The sequence below is a fragment of the Candidatus Sororendozoicomonas aggregata genome (assembly GCF_031528575.1).
In the GTDB taxonomy this organism is placed as follows: Bacteria; Pseudomonadota; Gammaproteobacteria; order Pseudomonadales; family Endozoicomonadaceae; genus Endonucleibacter; species Endonucleibacter aggregata.
The window spans coordinates 70,267-86,844 of sequence record NZ_JAVLSP010000005.1; the positions used below are offsets into that span (position 1 = coordinate 70,267).

The 16,578-nt window shown below is 46.7% G+C and carries 11 protein-coding genes and 3 pseudogenes; 7 read left to right on the top strand and 7 right to left on the bottom strand.

Features of this window, described 5'->3' with window-relative positions; genetic code table 11:
- Nucleotides 1-299: 299 nt before the first annotated feature.
- The 5 genes from V4C51_RS01905 to V4C51_RS01925 all read right to left on the bottom strand — a co-directional run bounded on the left by V4C51_RS01905 (nt 300) and on the right by V4C51_RS01925 (nt 6,200).
- Nucleotides 300-713 carry a hypothetical protein gene (locus tag V4C51_RS01905; RefSeq protein WP_330924428.1) on the bottom strand — a complete coding sequence of 138 codons (414 nt, stop codon included), beginning with the start codon at nt 711-713 and terminating at the stop codon, nt 300-302.
- A gap of 258 nt (nt 714-971) precedes the next feature.
- The gene (glnG, locus tag V4C51_RS01910) at nt 972-2,408 is read right to left on the bottom strand and encodes a nitrogen regulation protein NR(I) (protein WP_330924429.1); all 1,437 of its coding nucleotides are present in this window, start codon (nt 2,406-2,408) and stop codon (nt 972-974) included.
- Between the two features lie 11 nt (nt 2,409-2,419).
- Nucleotides 2,420-3,481, bottom strand: a complete 1,062-nt coding sequence (glnL, locus tag V4C51_RS01915) for a nitrogen regulation protein NR(II) (RefSeq protein WP_330924430.1) — start codon at nt 3,479-3,481, stop codon at nt 2,420-2,422.
- A gap of 99 nt (nt 3,482-3,580) precedes the next feature.
- A complete protein-coding gene (locus V4C51_RS01920) occupies nt 3,581-4,159 on the bottom strand; it encodes a DUF4124 domain-containing protein (RefSeq protein ID WP_330924431.1) in 579 nt (192 codons plus the stop codon).
- Between the two features lies 1 nt (nt 4,160).
- On the bottom strand, nt 4,161-6,200 hold the full coding sequence (locus tag V4C51_RS01925; RefSeq protein ID WP_330924432.1) for a hypothetical protein: 2,040 nt from the start codon (nt 6,198-6,200) through the stop codon (nt 4,161-4,163).
- Between the two features lie 650 nt (nt 6,201-6,850).
- On the opposite strand from V4C51_RS01925, the gene V4C51_RS01930 reads away from it, so the two are divergent.
- From V4C51_RS01930 to V4C51_RS18135, 7 genes and pseudogenes are all read left to right on the top strand, one after another.
- Nucleotides 6,851-7,480 (top strand): paraquat-inducible protein A, encoded by a 630-nt coding sequence (locus V4C51_RS01930; RefSeq protein WP_330924433.1) that lies wholly within the window; start codon nt 6,851-6,853, stop codon nt 7,478-7,480.
- Nucleotides 7,481-7,517: 37 nt separating this feature from the next.
- A complete protein-coding gene (locus V4C51_RS01935) occupies nt 7,518-8,096 on the top strand; it encodes a paraquat-inducible protein A (protein WP_330924441.1) in 579 nt (192 codons plus the stop codon).
- Nucleotides 8,074-10,386 carry a PqiB family protein gene (locus V4C51_RS01940; RefSeq protein ID WP_330924434.1) on the top strand — a complete coding sequence of 771 codons (2,313 nt, stop codon included), beginning with the start codon at nt 8,074-8,076 and terminating at the stop codon, nt 10,384-10,386. The genes V4C51_RS01935 and V4C51_RS01940 overlap by 23 nt, the downstream gene beginning before the upstream one ends.
- Nucleotides 10,387-11,059: 673 nt before the next feature.
- Nucleotides 11,060-11,146, top strand: a pseudogene (locus V4C51_RS17835) (C2H2-type zinc finger protein); the annotation flags it as partial.
- Nucleotides 11,147-11,197: 51 nt separating this feature from the next.
- Nucleotides 11,198-11,776 carry a C2H2-type zinc finger protein gene (locus V4C51_RS01945; protein WP_330924435.1) on the top strand — a complete coding sequence of 193 codons (579 nt, stop codon included), beginning with the start codon at nt 11,198-11,200 and terminating at the stop codon, nt 11,774-11,776.
- A gap of 267 nt (nt 11,777-12,043) precedes the next feature.
- Complete coding sequence (locus V4C51_RS01950) at nt 12,044-12,895, top strand: C2H2-type zinc finger protein (protein ID WP_330924436.1); 852 nt, start codon at nt 12,044-12,046, stop codon at nt 12,893-12,895.
- Nucleotides 12,896-13,176: 281 nt separating this feature from the next.
- Nucleotides 13,177-13,392, top strand: a pseudogene (locus V4C51_RS18135) (C2H2-type zinc finger protein); the annotation flags it as partial.
- 1,272 nt (nt 13,393-14,664) lie between these two features.
- Here the strand turns inward: V4C51_RS18135 and V4C51_RS01960 are convergent.
- The gene (locus tag V4C51_RS01960; protein ID WP_330924438.1) at nt 14,665-15,243 is read right to left on the bottom strand and encodes a hypothetical protein; all 579 of its coding nucleotides are present in this window, start codon (nt 15,241-15,243) and stop codon (nt 14,665-14,667) included.
- 520 nt (nt 15,244-15,763) lie between these two features.
- Nucleotides 15,764-16,378 (bottom strand): annotated as a pseudogene (locus V4C51_RS01965) (transposase); the annotation flags it as partial.
- Nucleotides 16,379-16,578 lie beyond the last annotated feature (200 nt).

Here is a 16,578-nt window from a genome sequence, read left to right on the forward strand (position 1 = left end):
TCTATGAAGATAACCTGACAGGGTAAATAGGCATTCTGTTGAAATGACTTACATTTCTTCTAATATCTCAAGAAAATAACCTGACCCTCAAGGATGGGGGCAGGTCGCTCGGGCAAACGGCGGCGAGCCTGAAGACTTAGAAGCAGTCTTAAAAATCTGCCCGTAGCCAGGACCGCGAGAAATGGAGGATAAAAAGTCGCTTTTGTGAGGAGAATAGCGGGACTATTTGACGAACAAAAGCGACTTTTTAGGCCCATTTATCGTAGCCGCAGTAGGAGCATGACGTTTAAGACTGCTTCTTAGTCAGCGCTAATCGTTAAGTTCACCGCGCCGGAAACCGGAAGGTTAGGGTCAATAGGTTGTTGCGTGTACAAAGCCAGCCTTGATGCACCATCACACTGCTGTCCCCTCAATAAAGGCACCATTGGGGCACTTGCTACACCATGACTTAACTGTTGTGGGCTATTATTGTCAGCTCTGTTCCATAAAAAGACCCCATAGGGCACCTCTCCCTGCCCATTTTGCAAGGCAAAATCCCCTGTTTCAGAATGTCCACTGGCGGTTACTGTATAACTTGGCAGCCCGTTACTGTTGACGCATAAAGGTACAGAATTCTCAGTTATTGTAAAGGCAGGCACCTCGGAGTCATTCACAGGTAATTCAGTGGCGATGTTTGAAGTCAGTTTGGGCGGAATGGTCAAGGTAATGCTCATGGATGCACTGGAGCTTTTTCCTAATACTCCCTGGGTTGCGGAGTACAAAAAAGTTGGTGTCAATAATATGGCGCCGCAAGTCCCAGCTAATAGAATTGTACGGCTTCTGATTACCGCTTTTGGGGAAACATCCATGTCTACTACTCCATGTGATACAACGTTTGTACATGAAGTATAGTCAGGTTTATACAACCTGCCTTTATACGTCAAAAGCAAGCAGCAGACTCTTGAAAAGGGTATCTTTCTGGTTTCAGGGGGCTAATCTTCTGTAACGGCCAGTTCCTTCAACTTCCGGGTCAGTGTGTTGCGTCCCCAGCCCAGAAGTTGAGCCGCATCACGTTTTCTCCCCCCCGTACGCGTCAGTGCGGCCTCGAGTAAAATACGCTCAAATGCAGGAACAGCGCGTTCCAGAATACTCTCCCTGCCACAGGCCAGCTCCTGATCTACCCATAAGCGCAGTGCCTGTTGCCACTGTGTGCCCTCATGCAATGATTCCGGGGTATTGTTTGATATGGGTGGTAATAATTCAGTGGGTAAATCAGTAGGTAATACCTCACAGCTAGCTGCCATAACAGTCAGCCAGCGGCAGGTGTTCTCCAGTTGTCTTACATTACCAGGCCAGGACAGACTACTGATGAGCTGCTCAGCTTCCGGTGACAAGGTTTTGGCTTCCACTGCCATTTCCTTGGCAGCCTTCTCCAGAAAGAAGCTGGCAAGCTTGGGAATATCTTCTTTTCGCTCTCTCAGTCTCGGAAGGTGCACTCTGATAACGTTCAGGCGATGAAAAAGATCCTCCCGAAAAAGCCCTTGCTCTACCTGTTTTTCAAGGTTTTGATGGGTAGCGGCAATAATACGAAGGTCAGACCTTACAGGTGTATGGCCGCCTACACGGTAAAACTCGCCTTCAGCGAGCACTCGCAGTAACCGGGTTTGACTATCTGCCGGCATATCACCGATTTCGTCCAGAAACAAAGTGCCGCCGTCAGCCTGTTCAAAGCGCCCACGTCGCATCCCCCCCGCGCCGCTGAACGCTCCTTTTTCATGCCCAAAAAGTTCAGATTCAATGAGGTCTTTAGGGATAGCAGCCATATTCAAGGCAATAAAGGGTTTATTGGCTCGGGGACTGTGTGTATGTAATGCCCTGGCAACAAGCTCTTTTCCTGTGCCTGACTCACCGTTTATCAGAACGGTAATGCTTGATTGTGACAGCCTGCCAATAACACGAAAAACTTCCTGCATAGCCGGTGCTTCCCCAATAATTTCGGTGGAAGGTTCAGTGGGTGGCGAGGGAATATTTTTTTTCCGCTGACGTCTGTGCTCCACCCCTCTTTTCACCAGAGTTGTTGCATCGTCAATATCAAAAGGCTTGGGTAAATAATCGAATGCGCCTTTTTTATAAGAGGACACAGCACTTTCAAGGTCCGAATGCGCTGTCATGATAATAATGGGCAAATTGGGGCAGTGGCAGTGCATTTTTTGCATCATATCAATACCATTCATACCAGGCATACGCACATCACTGATCACTACTTCCGGTTCCTCTCCTCGTTGGAGGGCATCTTCAAGGGCATCAAGAGCCTGATTGCCGGATTCAAACAATCGGGTCGCGAATGACTCAGCTGCCAGGGCTTTTTCCAACACCCAGCGAATAGCTCGGTCATCATCAACAACCCAGATGCTTCTACGGGATTTCATCAACATTCTCCTTATGACTGTTCGTCCTGAAGGGGTAGATAAACATGAAAGCAGGTATTACCGGGTCGGCTATCGCACTCAATTAACCCTTTATGCTGGCGAATAATTGATTGTGTCACAGACAGGCCAAGCCCTGAGCCTTCAGGATGACCGCTAATCATGGGGTAAAATAAACTCTCCGAGAGACTCTCTGGCACGCCAGGGCCGTTATCGATTACTGAAAGATGACAAACTAAACGACGACGCTTTCTGTTGATAGTAAACTGTCGGGTAATTCTGCTACGCAACGTTAAATGTCCTTCCTCCAACGACATAGTCTGCATAATAGCTTGCATGGCATTCCGGCTCAGGTTTAACAGAGCCTGAATCATCAGTTCTTTATCCACGGGCACTGGTGGAATACTGGGGTCATAATCCCGGGTGATTCTCAGTTGCTGGTTTGTTTCAGCACTGATGAGCTGACCCACTCTTTCCAGCACTTCATGAATATTGATAGCACGAATATACGGCGGTGTAAGAGGCCCCAGCATCCGGTCAACAAGATCCCGCAATCGATCTGCTTCTTCAATAATAATGCCCGTATAATCTTCCAGAGTGGGATCTTTGAGCATACGGCTTAAAAGCTGTGCTGCTCCACGAATACCTCCCAAAGGATTTTTTATTTCATGGGCCAACCCTCGAACCAGGTTGCGAGATGTCTCATGCCCGGTGGCCTGGGATTCCTTACTGGCAATCCTTCGCAACCGTTCGCGGGGATGAATCTCAAGTAGCAGAGAATAACGCTGGCAGTCCATGGGAGTAACGAAATAATCCGCGGTGATTGTCCCCTGTGAAAAGGTTAACGGTGTTTCCCAGCGGGTAAACTGCTGATGTTGTTCTATGGCTCTGTGTAAGTCATGGTAAAGTTCTTTTTGACCAATAACCTCGGTCATAGGCGCTCCTAACGCACGCTGCTTGCTCAGATCCAATAGCGTTTCTGCCGAAGCGTTCAGATATTGGAGGGTAAGCATTTTATCCAGTGCAATAACAGTTGTGTGGCTATTTTCAAGCAGTTCAAAAAGGTCCGCGTGCATCGCTGGCATCAACTCTGAGCTATTTCCAGAGGAAAAGGCAATTTTTATACCAGGGCATGATAGTGAGATTTTACCCAGATTGCACTGATTTGGTGCGTTTTATTGGGGGGAGGGTTTCGGCAAGGCACGTTTTCTAATAAAAGGACGAAAGACATACACGGTACTTGTCGCTTCAATCTGTTGTTTCCCGTCTTTATCCCACACTTGCACCGTAATGGTGTGCTCCCCCCGGTGAATACCCTGTAACAGGAAATGCGTTTTTGCTTCAGGCCCGGCTATTTTCTTGCCGTCAACATTAACAACGATTGTATGCTCCGATTGAAGCGGAGGGATTAGCCGTATTGCTAAAGGAACAGGCTCATTGCCATAAGTGGATGATTGGTTCGTCGGTTTGATAATGGTCATTGACTGATATTTTTGAGGTGTTACTGGATGACTTTTTTCACTGTCAGGCTTTGAAGGTTGTTCAACTTCAGACGGGGAAGCAGGAACAATCGGTGTCGGCGGGGCAATTTGGGGGATCACTATCGTCTCACTTTTCTCCAGCGTTGCAGAAGCATCTGAATAGCGTATATGCCCTTCGGCATCAATACTTTTATACACTTGGGCCAATGTTGTGACCGGAGCGACTAAGCCCGATAAAAAGCAATAATAGTAGCAAAAGTTTACTATTTTCATATTATACGTCGGTAAGCATATGACACCAGGTATCAATCAAGCTATTGACTTTAACGTGCGCCATTTTCGACTCTGGCCCCTCTCCAGGTTCATCAAATAGTTCAGATAACGCCTGCTCGAACACTTTTCGCTCATAAACTGCAATCCCCTTGGATACACCCAGGCCTGTGACCAGCACACCCGCAGCAACGCCAAGCATTGGCAGAAAGAAAACACCGGCAAGGGTACCGATTAAGCTGAGCCTTAACGTATTATTTCTGCCGTTTGAAAAAGTATCATTATGAGCAAATTCACCAATACTCTTGATGGCATAGCGTTTTAACAGATCACGTAATTTTTCAGGTTCACTTTTCAATGCCTGGAAATCAATGGGCGGTTTTTGCTGTTTGGCAAATTTGGTGAGCTGTTCTTCCCATAGTGCCCGGGCACAATCCTGGCGACAAGCACGTAATGCCCCAGCTACTTCTTGACTGAGATTATCCGACTGCAAGGCTTTCCATGTCGCTTTATGATTTTTTCCTGACAAACCCTTATACTTTTTCTGGAGGTCAGCCCAGTCTTTTTTTAAATACCTCTCAAACATCGTTGCGCCGAACAAAACAAAGCGCTTCCTGTCCAGGTCAGGGCTGATCACTTCTGCCATGGCCTGGGGGACATTATCGAGCTTACGACGACGCTCCTTAAAATTAGTAGCCGCAGAAAGACTGACCATAACCCCTGTCAGTGTGGCGCCAAGACCCACTGCAGCGCTTCCTAATGCCGGCAAACCATACTTCGACATACCACTGATTCGAGCAACCATTTCACTGCCCAGCATGATCTGGCTGGCTTTATTGAGGCGGTCTACTTCAAACTTTTTATCCACAGCTTTCAGAAGTTGTCGCTCAGCAGTTTGAGGGTCTGTCAGGCCCGCATCGGGCTTCGACAGTGCTTGACGGTCGGCTTCCAGCTGTTCAGCCATCGTATTAAACTTGCGCTGCATTTTTTCATCTGAAAACGTTTTGTCCATGGCCTTTTTTAAACGCGCTCTGTTTCCGGCAGTAGCAGCAGCTGTGGATATAAGACCAGCACCACCTGTTCCAGCAGAAGCAGCCGCAAAGACAGGAAAAAAGGGGGGAAAAGCCATGCCAAGAGTGAGCAGTGACCCAGACACCGCAAGGGTACCTGACGCTCCCGGTATAAGGGTGTTTTTGGTAATTTCTGATAATTGCTCATCTTTGTAGAACTGCTTGATTTCTTCTACCGTAATCGGTTGATCCAGTGCTTTTTTTTGCTTTTTCCGTCTGGCCAGCACAGTAACAGTCGCTAAATTTTTCAGGTAGGCTTGAGCGTGGATTTTCTGCTGCCGAATTTGTTTTTCATTCCTTGTTGCCTGATAAACACTGCCAGCGAGAGCAAGTCCATCCGTTGCAGCAGAGGCCATTTGCAATGCTTCATCATTGTAAGGTACTGCTATGGGAGCGTTGTCAGATGTTAATAGTGACTCAGTCTGACCCGGTTGCAGAGCGTTTATAGTGGCAATACCTGCGCCACTGGCTACAGCACCACCAACAACACCGGCTGCCAGACCTTTTTCCAGGTGTTGCCGACGACGGTTTGCCGGGGTTTCAGGCTTTACAACACCCAGTTCTTCTGCTTCTGCTTCAGGCGCGTCGACTTCATGGGGTGCTTCCACAACAGGGGAAGAGGCTGTCAGATCCCGCCCGAATGCCTCTTTTGTGTCTTCAAGCGGACCATAACCAGGTGTCGTGACTGTATTTTTTTCAATGATGGGCGCTGACGTCAAGTCACTCTTTTTTGTATTTTGATGGGTGTAAGGCTCTTTATTAACAGAGTCTGCTGCCACAGTCCGGTCAAGCAGAGGGAAAGAATGGGGGGGAGTGTCTGCCGGGATACCTTTTTTCAGGTAGTTCTGCCCATCATCTGGAGTGACTGTCCGACGCTGAAAAATACCTTTTAGCCGGGATAACCGGGATAAAAGGTTTGTCCTTTGCTGCAAGGCATGGACAGGCTCTGACCCTGATCGATTGATTGTTGGCATGGGATTTTTTCCATAAAACCCGCCTTTTATTGTGAGCCATTTAGGCTGGCAGTGCAATTTCTGCCAAAAGGCAGCCTCTATCAGATGGGGCTAGAAATGGTACCCTGCTCAATTCCTTTGTCCAACCTCGGACGTAACTCAGCAAACGCAAAAGCATATTGATAGGGTTGTTACCGAGTCAGGTCAATCAGCCCATACCTGCTACTATTATTCTATTGACCAAATCGGGTTTCATTCTGCTTCCGGTGACGGGTACGGCATAGAGGTCAATGGTAAAAAGTGATCAAGAAGGTCAGTTATGCGAGCCAGAATGTCAACGACAAAAGCTATAGACTGTCGTTCAAAAATAGCTGCAATTTTTCTACAAGTCAGAAATACTGATTACCATAACACCTGATACACTAGGAGTCCGTTATTCCCGCGAAGACAGAAACCCACTATGACAGTGAGTTACTGCCTTGGTGGAAGCGATGCTGATAGTGTTTTCATTATCACTACCCTGAGATTCAAGGCTCGTCCTGGAAAACGGCGTAAGTCATCAGTCTGCCGGTTTTTCTGGTAGTTGAAAGTAGAAAACAACAAGCCTTGTCACCACAGGACAGCTGTTTAACACATAAAGACGATTTCACTGAAAGGGCTTCGGTACCGTTATGGCTTCAGATTTGAGTATTTCACCCAAAGGGATATGGCTTTGCCCTGACTGTGACCTCGCCATTGAGGCCATACCCTTATCAGGCCGTAAAAAAGCCTGTTGCCCCCGCTGTCACCGGATACTGGCAAGAAGTAAACCAGACAATCTCAATACTGCGCTGGCTCTGCTAATCTGCGGCCTTATTCTTTACATTCCGGCAAACTTTTTCCCTGTGTTGATTATGGAAATGGCTGGCAACCAGCAGCATACCAGTTTGTGGACCGGTGTAACGGCTCTGTGGCACAGTGGTATGCAACCGGTAGCGGGTCTCGTTTTTTTATTTTCCATGCTATTCCCGTTAACTCGCCTGCTACTTTTGTTATTGGTGTTCTGGTCTGCTTTCACTGGGTATAATAAGCCCCTTGCTCGCAGATTCATGCGAGTCTACACCCATTTGCGTGAATGGAGTATGTTGGATATCTACGTGCTGGGCATTCTGGTATCGGCGATTAAGCTAGGGGGGATGGCCACTGTCAGTATGGGGGTGGGATTGTTTTGCCTGGCCGGCTTAATGGTAGCAAGCATCACTGTCCACCTTAATTTAAATCAAGCGACTGTCTGGGAGCGCATCCGCATTGAGCACAGGTAATGATCTTTCCCTCATACTCTGCCAGTGCTGTCATGAAGTGAATGCCAGCGATACGCGACGATGTTGCTGCTGCGATGCGAGACTGTCACCACGCATCAGAGACAGCTTTGCCCGCTGCTGGGCCCTGACTGTCACAGGGTCACTGTTGTATATTCCAGCAAATATACTGCCCATCATGACTGTCAATAAACTCGACAGTGGAACACCTGATACGATTCTATCCGGCATCATCCAGCTTATTAACAGTGGCATGATTCCGATTGCTATTTTAGTGTTTACGGCCAGTATTTTAGTACCACTGCTAAAGCTATCAGCTCTGTTCTGGTTATTATGTGTCGCACGCTCTTCAAAACCAGCCACTGCCCAGCAAATGCAACTGTTGCGCCTGATCGGCTGGGTTGGGCGCTGGTCCATGCTGGACATTTTTATCATTGCAGTGTTGGTGTCACTGGTGCAGTTTGGTGTTTTGGGAGAAGTCACCGCAGATCCAGGGGCATACGCATTTTCAGCAGTGGTTATCATCACGATGCTAGCCACTAATAGTTTTGATCCTCGCCTGTTATGGGATAAAACGCAAAGAAAGGAGGTGTCCCATGAGCGGCGGCGAACACGCTAAAGCAGTACTGACAGGAAGTTATCGGCTGACGCCGGTCTGGTTACTACCCATTGCTGCCTTGCTGATTGTTGCCTGGCTGGGCTGGCATTCCTATCAGAGCAGGGGTGTTGATATTCAGATTCAGTTTGACAGTGGTAAAGGGCTGAAACCCGGGAAAACGCAGGTTATGCACAATGGTTTGGAAGTTGGGCGGGTGAAATCACTACTTCCGTCAAACGACATGCGCAGTGTCAATGCCATTGTTTCCATTCAACCACAATATAAACAATACCTGACCGAGCAAAGCCAGTTCTGGCTGATTAAGCCTCAAATCACCATGGCAGGTATATCTGGACTCGACACACTGGTTTCAGGCAATTACATTGCCTTTGCCCCGTCAGCTAAAGGAGCTGAAACCAGGCATTTTCAGGCGTTGAAAAAAGTGCCGGCGCAAGGGGAAACCTCCGGCGGATTGCAACTGAACCTCAAGGCCCAGGAACTGGGTTCTATTAATGAAGGCAGTCCTGTTTACTTCCGACGCTTCCAGGTTGGGGAAGTGACCCGCTATTCATTGAGTCCTGATGGTCAGTTTGTTGATATTGAACTCTTTATCGAAAAACCTTTTGTCAGTCTCATTAAAAAAAATACACGGTTTTGGAATGCCAGCGGGATAAACGTCACTGGAAGTTTGTACAGTGTTAATGTTCGTACACAATCGCTGCTATCGATCATCAAAGGCGGTATTGCCTTTTACACGCCTGAATGGGAAAACGCCGGGGAAGCGGCTGTTAATGGTGATGAATTCCTGCTGTACACTGATTACGAACAGGCGGAAGCGGGGATTCCCATTGCTATAGAGTTTCCCGTAAACGTCGCCCTGGGAAAGGCCAATACTGACATTTTCTTCCATGGATTTAAAATCGGCAGAGTACAGGCAGTGGATATTAGCGAGGATCTGTCAAAAATCATTGCCAAGGCAGTGATTCTTCCGGAAATGCAACCGGTTCTGGTGGAGGGCGCACAATTCTGGGTAGTTGAGCCTCAGCTCGGAATCAATGGTATCTCTGGCCTTGATACACTGCTCACTGGTCGTTATATCGCGATGGATGTCAGTCAGAAAAATGTCAAACGTGCTAAATTCGCTAAACACTTTATTGGCAGGGGCAAAAAACCTTTTCTTCCTGCCTCGTCACCCGGGCTTCATCTCACCTTGAAAACGAATGCCTTATCAGGCATATCCTCTGGGAGTCCTGTTCTGTTCCGTGATATTCAGGTGGGTACCGTGCAGGATTATCAGCTTACCAGTGATGGTGTCGATATCCATCTATTAATAAAGCCTGAGTACGACCACCTGGTTAATAAAAGCACTCGTTTCTGGAATATCAGCGGGGTCAATGTTGAAGCTGATCTCAATGGCATAAAGGTAAAATCATCCACCCTCAATACGTTCCTCGCCGGTGGTATTACTTTTCAGACGCCCCAGCCAAAAGCACAAAAAATTAAAAATGGTACAAGCTTCTGGCTTTTCACCAGCGAGGCTGACGCAACGGATCAAGGGGTCCATGTTACGATCAGGTTTGATTCCGCAGAAGGGTTGAAAGAAGGCACCTTAGTGAAATATCGTGGGCTAAAAGTGGGCCGCATAACCGGACTCGCCATCGATGCCAACCGAGATGGCGTGGTGGCAGACGTTTCCCTTGAGAAAAAATACCAGTGGCTGGCCTCGGAAGGGGCAGAATTCTGGGTTGTCAGGCCCAAGCTGGGATTAACCGGTGCCTCCCATCTGGAAACATTGATTCATGGTTCGTACATTGGCGTCGAGCTGATCAGGGAGCAACCAGGTGTTGTGAACAGAAAGATCCAAACTCACTTTACTGCCATTGCCCATGAACCCGGTAACAAAAAGCGGAGTCAGGGATTAAACCTTGAGCTGGTTAGCCAGAGCTTAGGTTCTGTGAAACGTGGCAACGGGGTTTTTTATCGGGGTATCCCCGTGGGTCAGGTCACGGGTTATAAACTGGGAAATCCTGCCGACCATGTGGTCATTTATATTAATATCGACGACCGTTTTACCAACCTTGTGGGTGAGGACAGCCGTTTCTGGAACGCCAGCGGCATTGATGCAACGCTTGGTTTTTTCTCTGGTGCCAGAGTGAAAACAGAGTCACTCGAGACATTGCTTGCCGGTGGTATTGCTTTTGCCACACCCTCTGTCCCGGAACAACCGGTAAAAAGTGGGCAGCGCTTCAAACTCTTCGCTGAAGGGAATGGGGACTGGTTAAAATGGAAACCTGAAATACCGTTGCAATAATACCAATGACTTATTCTAGCCCGGATATTTCATAAACATGCTCCTGGCCTTGCGTAGCGAGGATCGCGAGAAATTGAGGATAAAATTTCTGTTTCTGAGGAGAATAGCGGGGCTATTTGATGAAGAAGCAGGAATTTTTAGACCAATTTATCGCAACCGCAGTAGAGCAGTCTATTCTCGGTCAGCCTCCTAACTCCGCTTTACGCTGACAGTATGAACTGCAACCGTCGCTAAAATGCCAGGCAATCTGGCATTTATTATTTTTATTTAAATTAATTCTGACGTTTATATTGCCACAGGCGTCTATATTGCCACAGGTATTATAGTAGTTTAAAAAAGTCGTTGGTATTATCTCGAATTATCCTGTTTTCTTTCTTTTTACTTTATACGATATTCTTTGTGTGTTTGTCACTGACATGGCTATAAAAAAGCTATTGGCCACTTTCTGATAAACTACACTTTAAAGCAAGCAACTTGAATCTGACAAAACCAGGAGCCTGTCAGACTTATGCTTTCCAGCATAAAATTCTGGCCGCATTTTCTCGCGCTTTCTGTATTTCAGGCCGAAATTGTCTTAAGTCCGACAGGCTCCTGAGGAGGAAGTATGCCAGTTGTAACCTGTCAAGAGTGTGGCAAACATTTCACATCAGAATATCTGTTAAAGCGCCACAAGATGACCCATTCTGAAGAACGAGTCTTTGAATGCACTGTCTGCAGGAAGGTCTTTAAGCGTAGAGATCACCTTAAAGAACACATGCGAATCCATAGCGGAGACTTTCCCTTTCAGTGCCACGAATGTGGAAAGTCCTTCATGTATAGTGGGCGTTTCGATAAGCACATGTCAAAGCATACCGGAATAGCGCCCTTTCAATGTGACCAATGTGGCGCGGGTTTCATTCGGGGAGATCGTTACAGGAGTCATATGGACAGTCATGCTCGAGGAACGGCCCGATCTTTTCATTGCCGTGTCTGTTTCCCGGCAAGAAAGTGGTTTAAAACCAAGCTGGGCCTCGACTACCACATGGCGGACGAACACCCTGGCCACACCGAGTCCGAGGTAGTCATTAAGACAGAGGAAATTCCGGGTATTGGCCCGGTCAGCTCTGTCACGCATACGTTAACATCGCCAACAAGCTCCCTCTCTGTAGCAAGGATAACTTCCGGTGCCGGAAGCGCCCTTGTAACTGAAACGGTAACATCCACAAGCACATCCACGGTTTCAACAGCAACCATTTCACAAAGCGCGGACGCGTCTTTTCCACTGCTTCAGCAACAACCCGGTACGGCCTATACCGGGGTGCTATCAGTCGATTATGGCAAATTACTGAAAAAAGAATTGACGGATTTCTCAGCCTGGCGAGACGAAGACGAAGCCCCTGCGTTTTTTTAGACGCTGATCAATCATTTCAATGGGACTGACCTTGATAACTATCACCCTTCAACTATGCTCAGGATGAACAGACAGAAAGCGTTAAAGCGAATCAAACACTATAGGCGTTTGGGCCGGTTTATTTACCGTAGACTTTATCGCGAGACTTTGACCGTTTCTTACTACCGACAGGGTATTCAAAAAACCGTCGGGCACAGCCTGTGCCAGCTACACTCTCCATCAAGCTGCTTATGCCTGACAAATAAATAATAAATATAGAGGGGTTGTATGCCGGATCATATCTGCGCACAGTGTGGACAAAGTTTTATTACGGAACACCAGCTGGCCGAACACGCGCGAAGCCATGTTGAAGAACGGCCCTTTCCATGCACTGTCTGTGGACGGACCTATAAGTATAAAATTCACCTCAAGGAGCACATGCGACAGCATACCGGAGAAACGCCCTTTAAGTGTCGTGTATGTGAGAAGTCCTTCCGTTTAACCTGGCTACTGACTGATCACATGCTTAAGCACGGAATAGGGCCGCTGAAATGTCATCTCTGTGGTGCGGCTTACGCTAGACAAAAGAATTTACAATCACACTTGAGAAGTCATGCTCAAGGAACTCTTCGTGTTTATTGCCGTGTCTGTTTTCCGCAAAGGTGGTTTAAGAACCAAAAGCACCTCGACGAACACATAGAGGACAACCACCCCAACTACCCCAAGTCTGAGGTAGTCATTAATACAGAGGAAATTCCGGGTATTGGCCCGGTCTGCAGTGTCACTCATACGTTAACGACGCAAACGGGTTCTACCTCTGTATCACGGATAACTTCCGCCGATAGACGCGTCCTTTTAACTCAAACCACAAGCACATGCACACCCACAAGTACATCCACAAGTACATCCACAAGTACATCCACAAGTACATCCACAAGTGCGTCCACAAGTGCGTCCACAAGTGCGTCCACGGTAGCAACAGCAACCATTTCACAAAGCGCGGGTCCCTCTTTTTCATTGTCTCAGCACCAACCCGGCGCGGTCTATACCGGGCCGGTATCGGTTGATTACGACAAACTACTGGAGGATGAATTGGAAGACTTCAGTGCCTGGCAAGGCAAAGACCCTGAACTCATTTAATGGCTGTTCAATCATTTCAGACTGACCTTGTAACTCTCCGTTAATAATGAGCCAGGCGAACCTTCAACTCTGCTCAGGATGAATAGAAGTCGTCAAAGCCAATGAAACAATATACACGTTTGGGTCGGTCTATTTACCGTAGATACCGTAGATTTTATTGCGACACGCCCTGAAATTTTCTCCCTGAGTGGCATTCAAAAAACCATCGGGCATAGCCAGATAAGCTACACTTTACATCAAGATACTTGTGCCTGATAAAAACTGACAAAATAAGAGGAAGTATGCCAGATATAATTTGTGAGCAGTGTGGGGAACGTTTTAATTCAGAGGGTCAGTTAACCCGCCACATGAAAAAAACTCATTCCATGGAACGGTCCTTTAAATGCACTGTCTGTGAACGGAGCTTTAAGCACAGATCTCGCCTCACTTACCACCTGGCAACCCACGGAATGGCATCCCTGGAATGTCGTTACTGTGGCAAACGTTACGCTAGACAAGATCGTTTCAAGACACACATGGACAGTCATGCTCAAGGAACTACACGCCTTTATTGCCGTGTCTGTTTTCCACAAAGGTGGTTTATGAGCGCGGATCACCTCAGTGAACACATAGAACTCAATCACCCCGACTACCCCGAGTCTCAGGTAGCCATTAATACAGAGAAAATTCCTGGTATTGGCACGACCAGCAGTATCACTCATAGGTTAGGTGACACATCTGTATCAAGAATAGTTTCCCCTGTTGGATGCGCCTATTTGACTCAAACGACATCCACATCTACATCCACATCTACATCCACATCTACATCCACAAACACATCCACAAACACATCCACAAACACATCCACAAACACGGTATCAACAGTAACTGTTTCACAAAGCGATGAGGGCCCCTCTTTTTCATTGTCTCAGCACCAACCGGGCACTGCCTTCACCGGGCCGCTATCAACCGATTTCGACGAATTACTGGAGCCAGAATTGCACGGTCTCAGAGCTTGGCGATCTGAAGACTCATAAGTTTTGTTTAGTAACCAGCAAGTCATTTCAACAGGACTCACTTTTATACACAGTGTTTTTTTAATAGTTGTGCTGTTACCAGAATATATGGATCTAAAAAGCCAATTTTGTGCGTTAAATAGCAGGCTATTGACTGCTCAAAATCGACTTTTTATTCTCCGTTTCTCTTGATTCTCGCTACGTGCAGACTTTAAACCTGAATTCAGGTTTAAAGAAGCAGGAAACCCGGAAAAATCACAAGAGACTGTCTTAGCAGTCTGAGCGTAATGAGAACCTCAACAACAGGAGGATAAAAGATCGTTTTCGCCCGGAGAATAGTGGCTCTAGGAGCCTGTCCGAGAATAGACTGCCCTGCTGCGGTTGCGATAAATTGGTCTAAAAATTCCTGCTTCTTCGTCAAATCTTCTCGGAAGCAGAAATTTTTATCCGCAATGTCTCGCAATCCTCGCTACGGGCGCTATTCTCGGTCAGTCTCCTAGACGCACAGGTGTTGTTTTTTGCGCTTTTTGTGATGATCGCAGGAGCAACACAGTTTTAAGATAGCTTGAAGAAGGTAGTCACATAACAACAACCCTCCAGCGATTTGGCTGGAGGGGACATAAAAAAACGATTGTTGCACGAATAGATCTTGAAGCTCGTTTATAAACGTCAACTGTTCATTGACTCAACATTCAGGGCTTACTCTTGCAACGATGGATGAGTCGAAACCCAAAATGATTGACAAAGAACATCAGGGGCGTTTGCTAAAAGCTCTCATGAATTAGATTCACCAGACTCATCCGGTGAGCTATGGGGTTTAACTTGCTTCCATGCAAGTTGCCATTCAGTGCCAGATCCTGGGGTATACTTGCTGGGGTCACCTGAGCACAGACGACCAATTAAGCACTTGTATATTTTGTTCTCGTGGGAAGCCAGTTTACCTCTCCAGTATTTTTGCTTTGCCGCATATTCTGCCGGATGAGCCTCAGCCGCTCTTAACTGACCTGATGAGCAACCTTTAGCCGCTTTATCGAGCTCTATACTTCCGCCGCTATGCACTCTAACTACATAATCACACGGCGCGTTGGGAGCAACCGAAGAGCTGGTGAGTAATTTTACCTTTGAACCATCAAGGTAGGCATACACATAATTTCCTGGCTTTGGCTTCAGAGGAACGGCAAGATAGAGTTTACTTTTAGATGGAGTGGTTAATGTTTGTTTTTTACCCTTATCATTTTTCACTACAAACGCGTTGGCGTTCTTGTAATCAATAATTTTAATACTACTGGCATTAACAATACCAATAGAAAGTAAACAAGCAAGTGCAGATATTGGCTTACTTAAACGAATCATTACTAATCTCCTTAGAAGATTAATTTATGAAAACATGTTTTTTAACACCAGAAAGAGCGTGTATTTTGAAAAAAATACTTCTACCACTAAAGAGCTTTGATGAATTGACCAAATAACATATCTCTGAGTTGAGAGATCTGTTTTGGTTCTACAGGCGTGATCAGGGATAAAAAGTGTCTCCTTATAAACAATAGCTCCTGAAAAGCTTCACTCAACCGATAAAACTAAGCTCTTAGTACCTCCATTTAAGTGATTAATACTTCCATTAGCGTACAATGATAGACACTTATACGTAATAATCTTGGTGTTTTCGATATAATTTCAATGTACTGACATTATAAAATTGTACTTTCGTCTTTTAAAAGGTCGGCACAATTTGACTGGGTGGCAAACTCTGGAAGCGGGACTCATTGCAAACGTCCAGAATGGCCTGGCATTCAGCCTCTGTCAGCTGATTAGCGGGCGCTGGCCTTTCGGCGGTTTTTCGTTGATCGGTTGCCACGTTAACCTCCCGTTTCCAGCGTTGATAAGTGCGCTCAGACAGCCCCAGTATTTCACAGGCGGCAGACTGCCTGGCACCTGCATCTTGTGCCTGTTGAATAAGCGCTACAGCATTTTTGCGATCCGGGTGGCTGATCAAGTCTTCCTCGCCCTCCCCCCAGACCGCGCGGGCCTTTTTTGCCAGTACCAGCAGGGCAGCCGTTTCAGCCAGTGCCTTGTCCTTACGGTTCAGCTCACGTTCCAGAACCTTGATTTTTTTCTTGTCTTCCTTGCGCTCTTCGGCCAGTTGCTTGCGTTGTTCAACGGCCTCAGCATTAGCGGTTAAGCAGGCTTGCTTCCACTGGGCGATTTGTTCTGGAAACAACCCTTTTTTACGACAGTATTCAGACAATTCTGTTTCGTTCAGGGTAGCTGTTTCAAGGACAGCAGCAAATTTATCTTCCGAACGCCATTGTTCGGGATTTTGACCATCACCAGGCACAGGTACTCCTTTCGCTCTTGCTTTCTTTCGCCAAGTGTAGAGGGTTGCATCGGAGATTCCAGTGTCACGAACCAGCTTGGCAATGGGTACATTGTTAGGCGGCATCATTCGTTGAATAACAGATGCTTTCAACTCTTCTGAATAACGAGTCATTGGTCACTCTCTGACCACCCCCTGTTTAATAGGAAAAATCAGAAGAGGCGACAACTGTGCTGACACAGTGGGCATTTCTGGCACTTGAAAACACAAGACCTTTATTCGATGGTTGGTTTAAATTCCTGATTGGATTTTTTATTCTTTTAATTATTTTAAGAATAACAGCAGTAATAACAGCTATAACAATACAGTCTCAG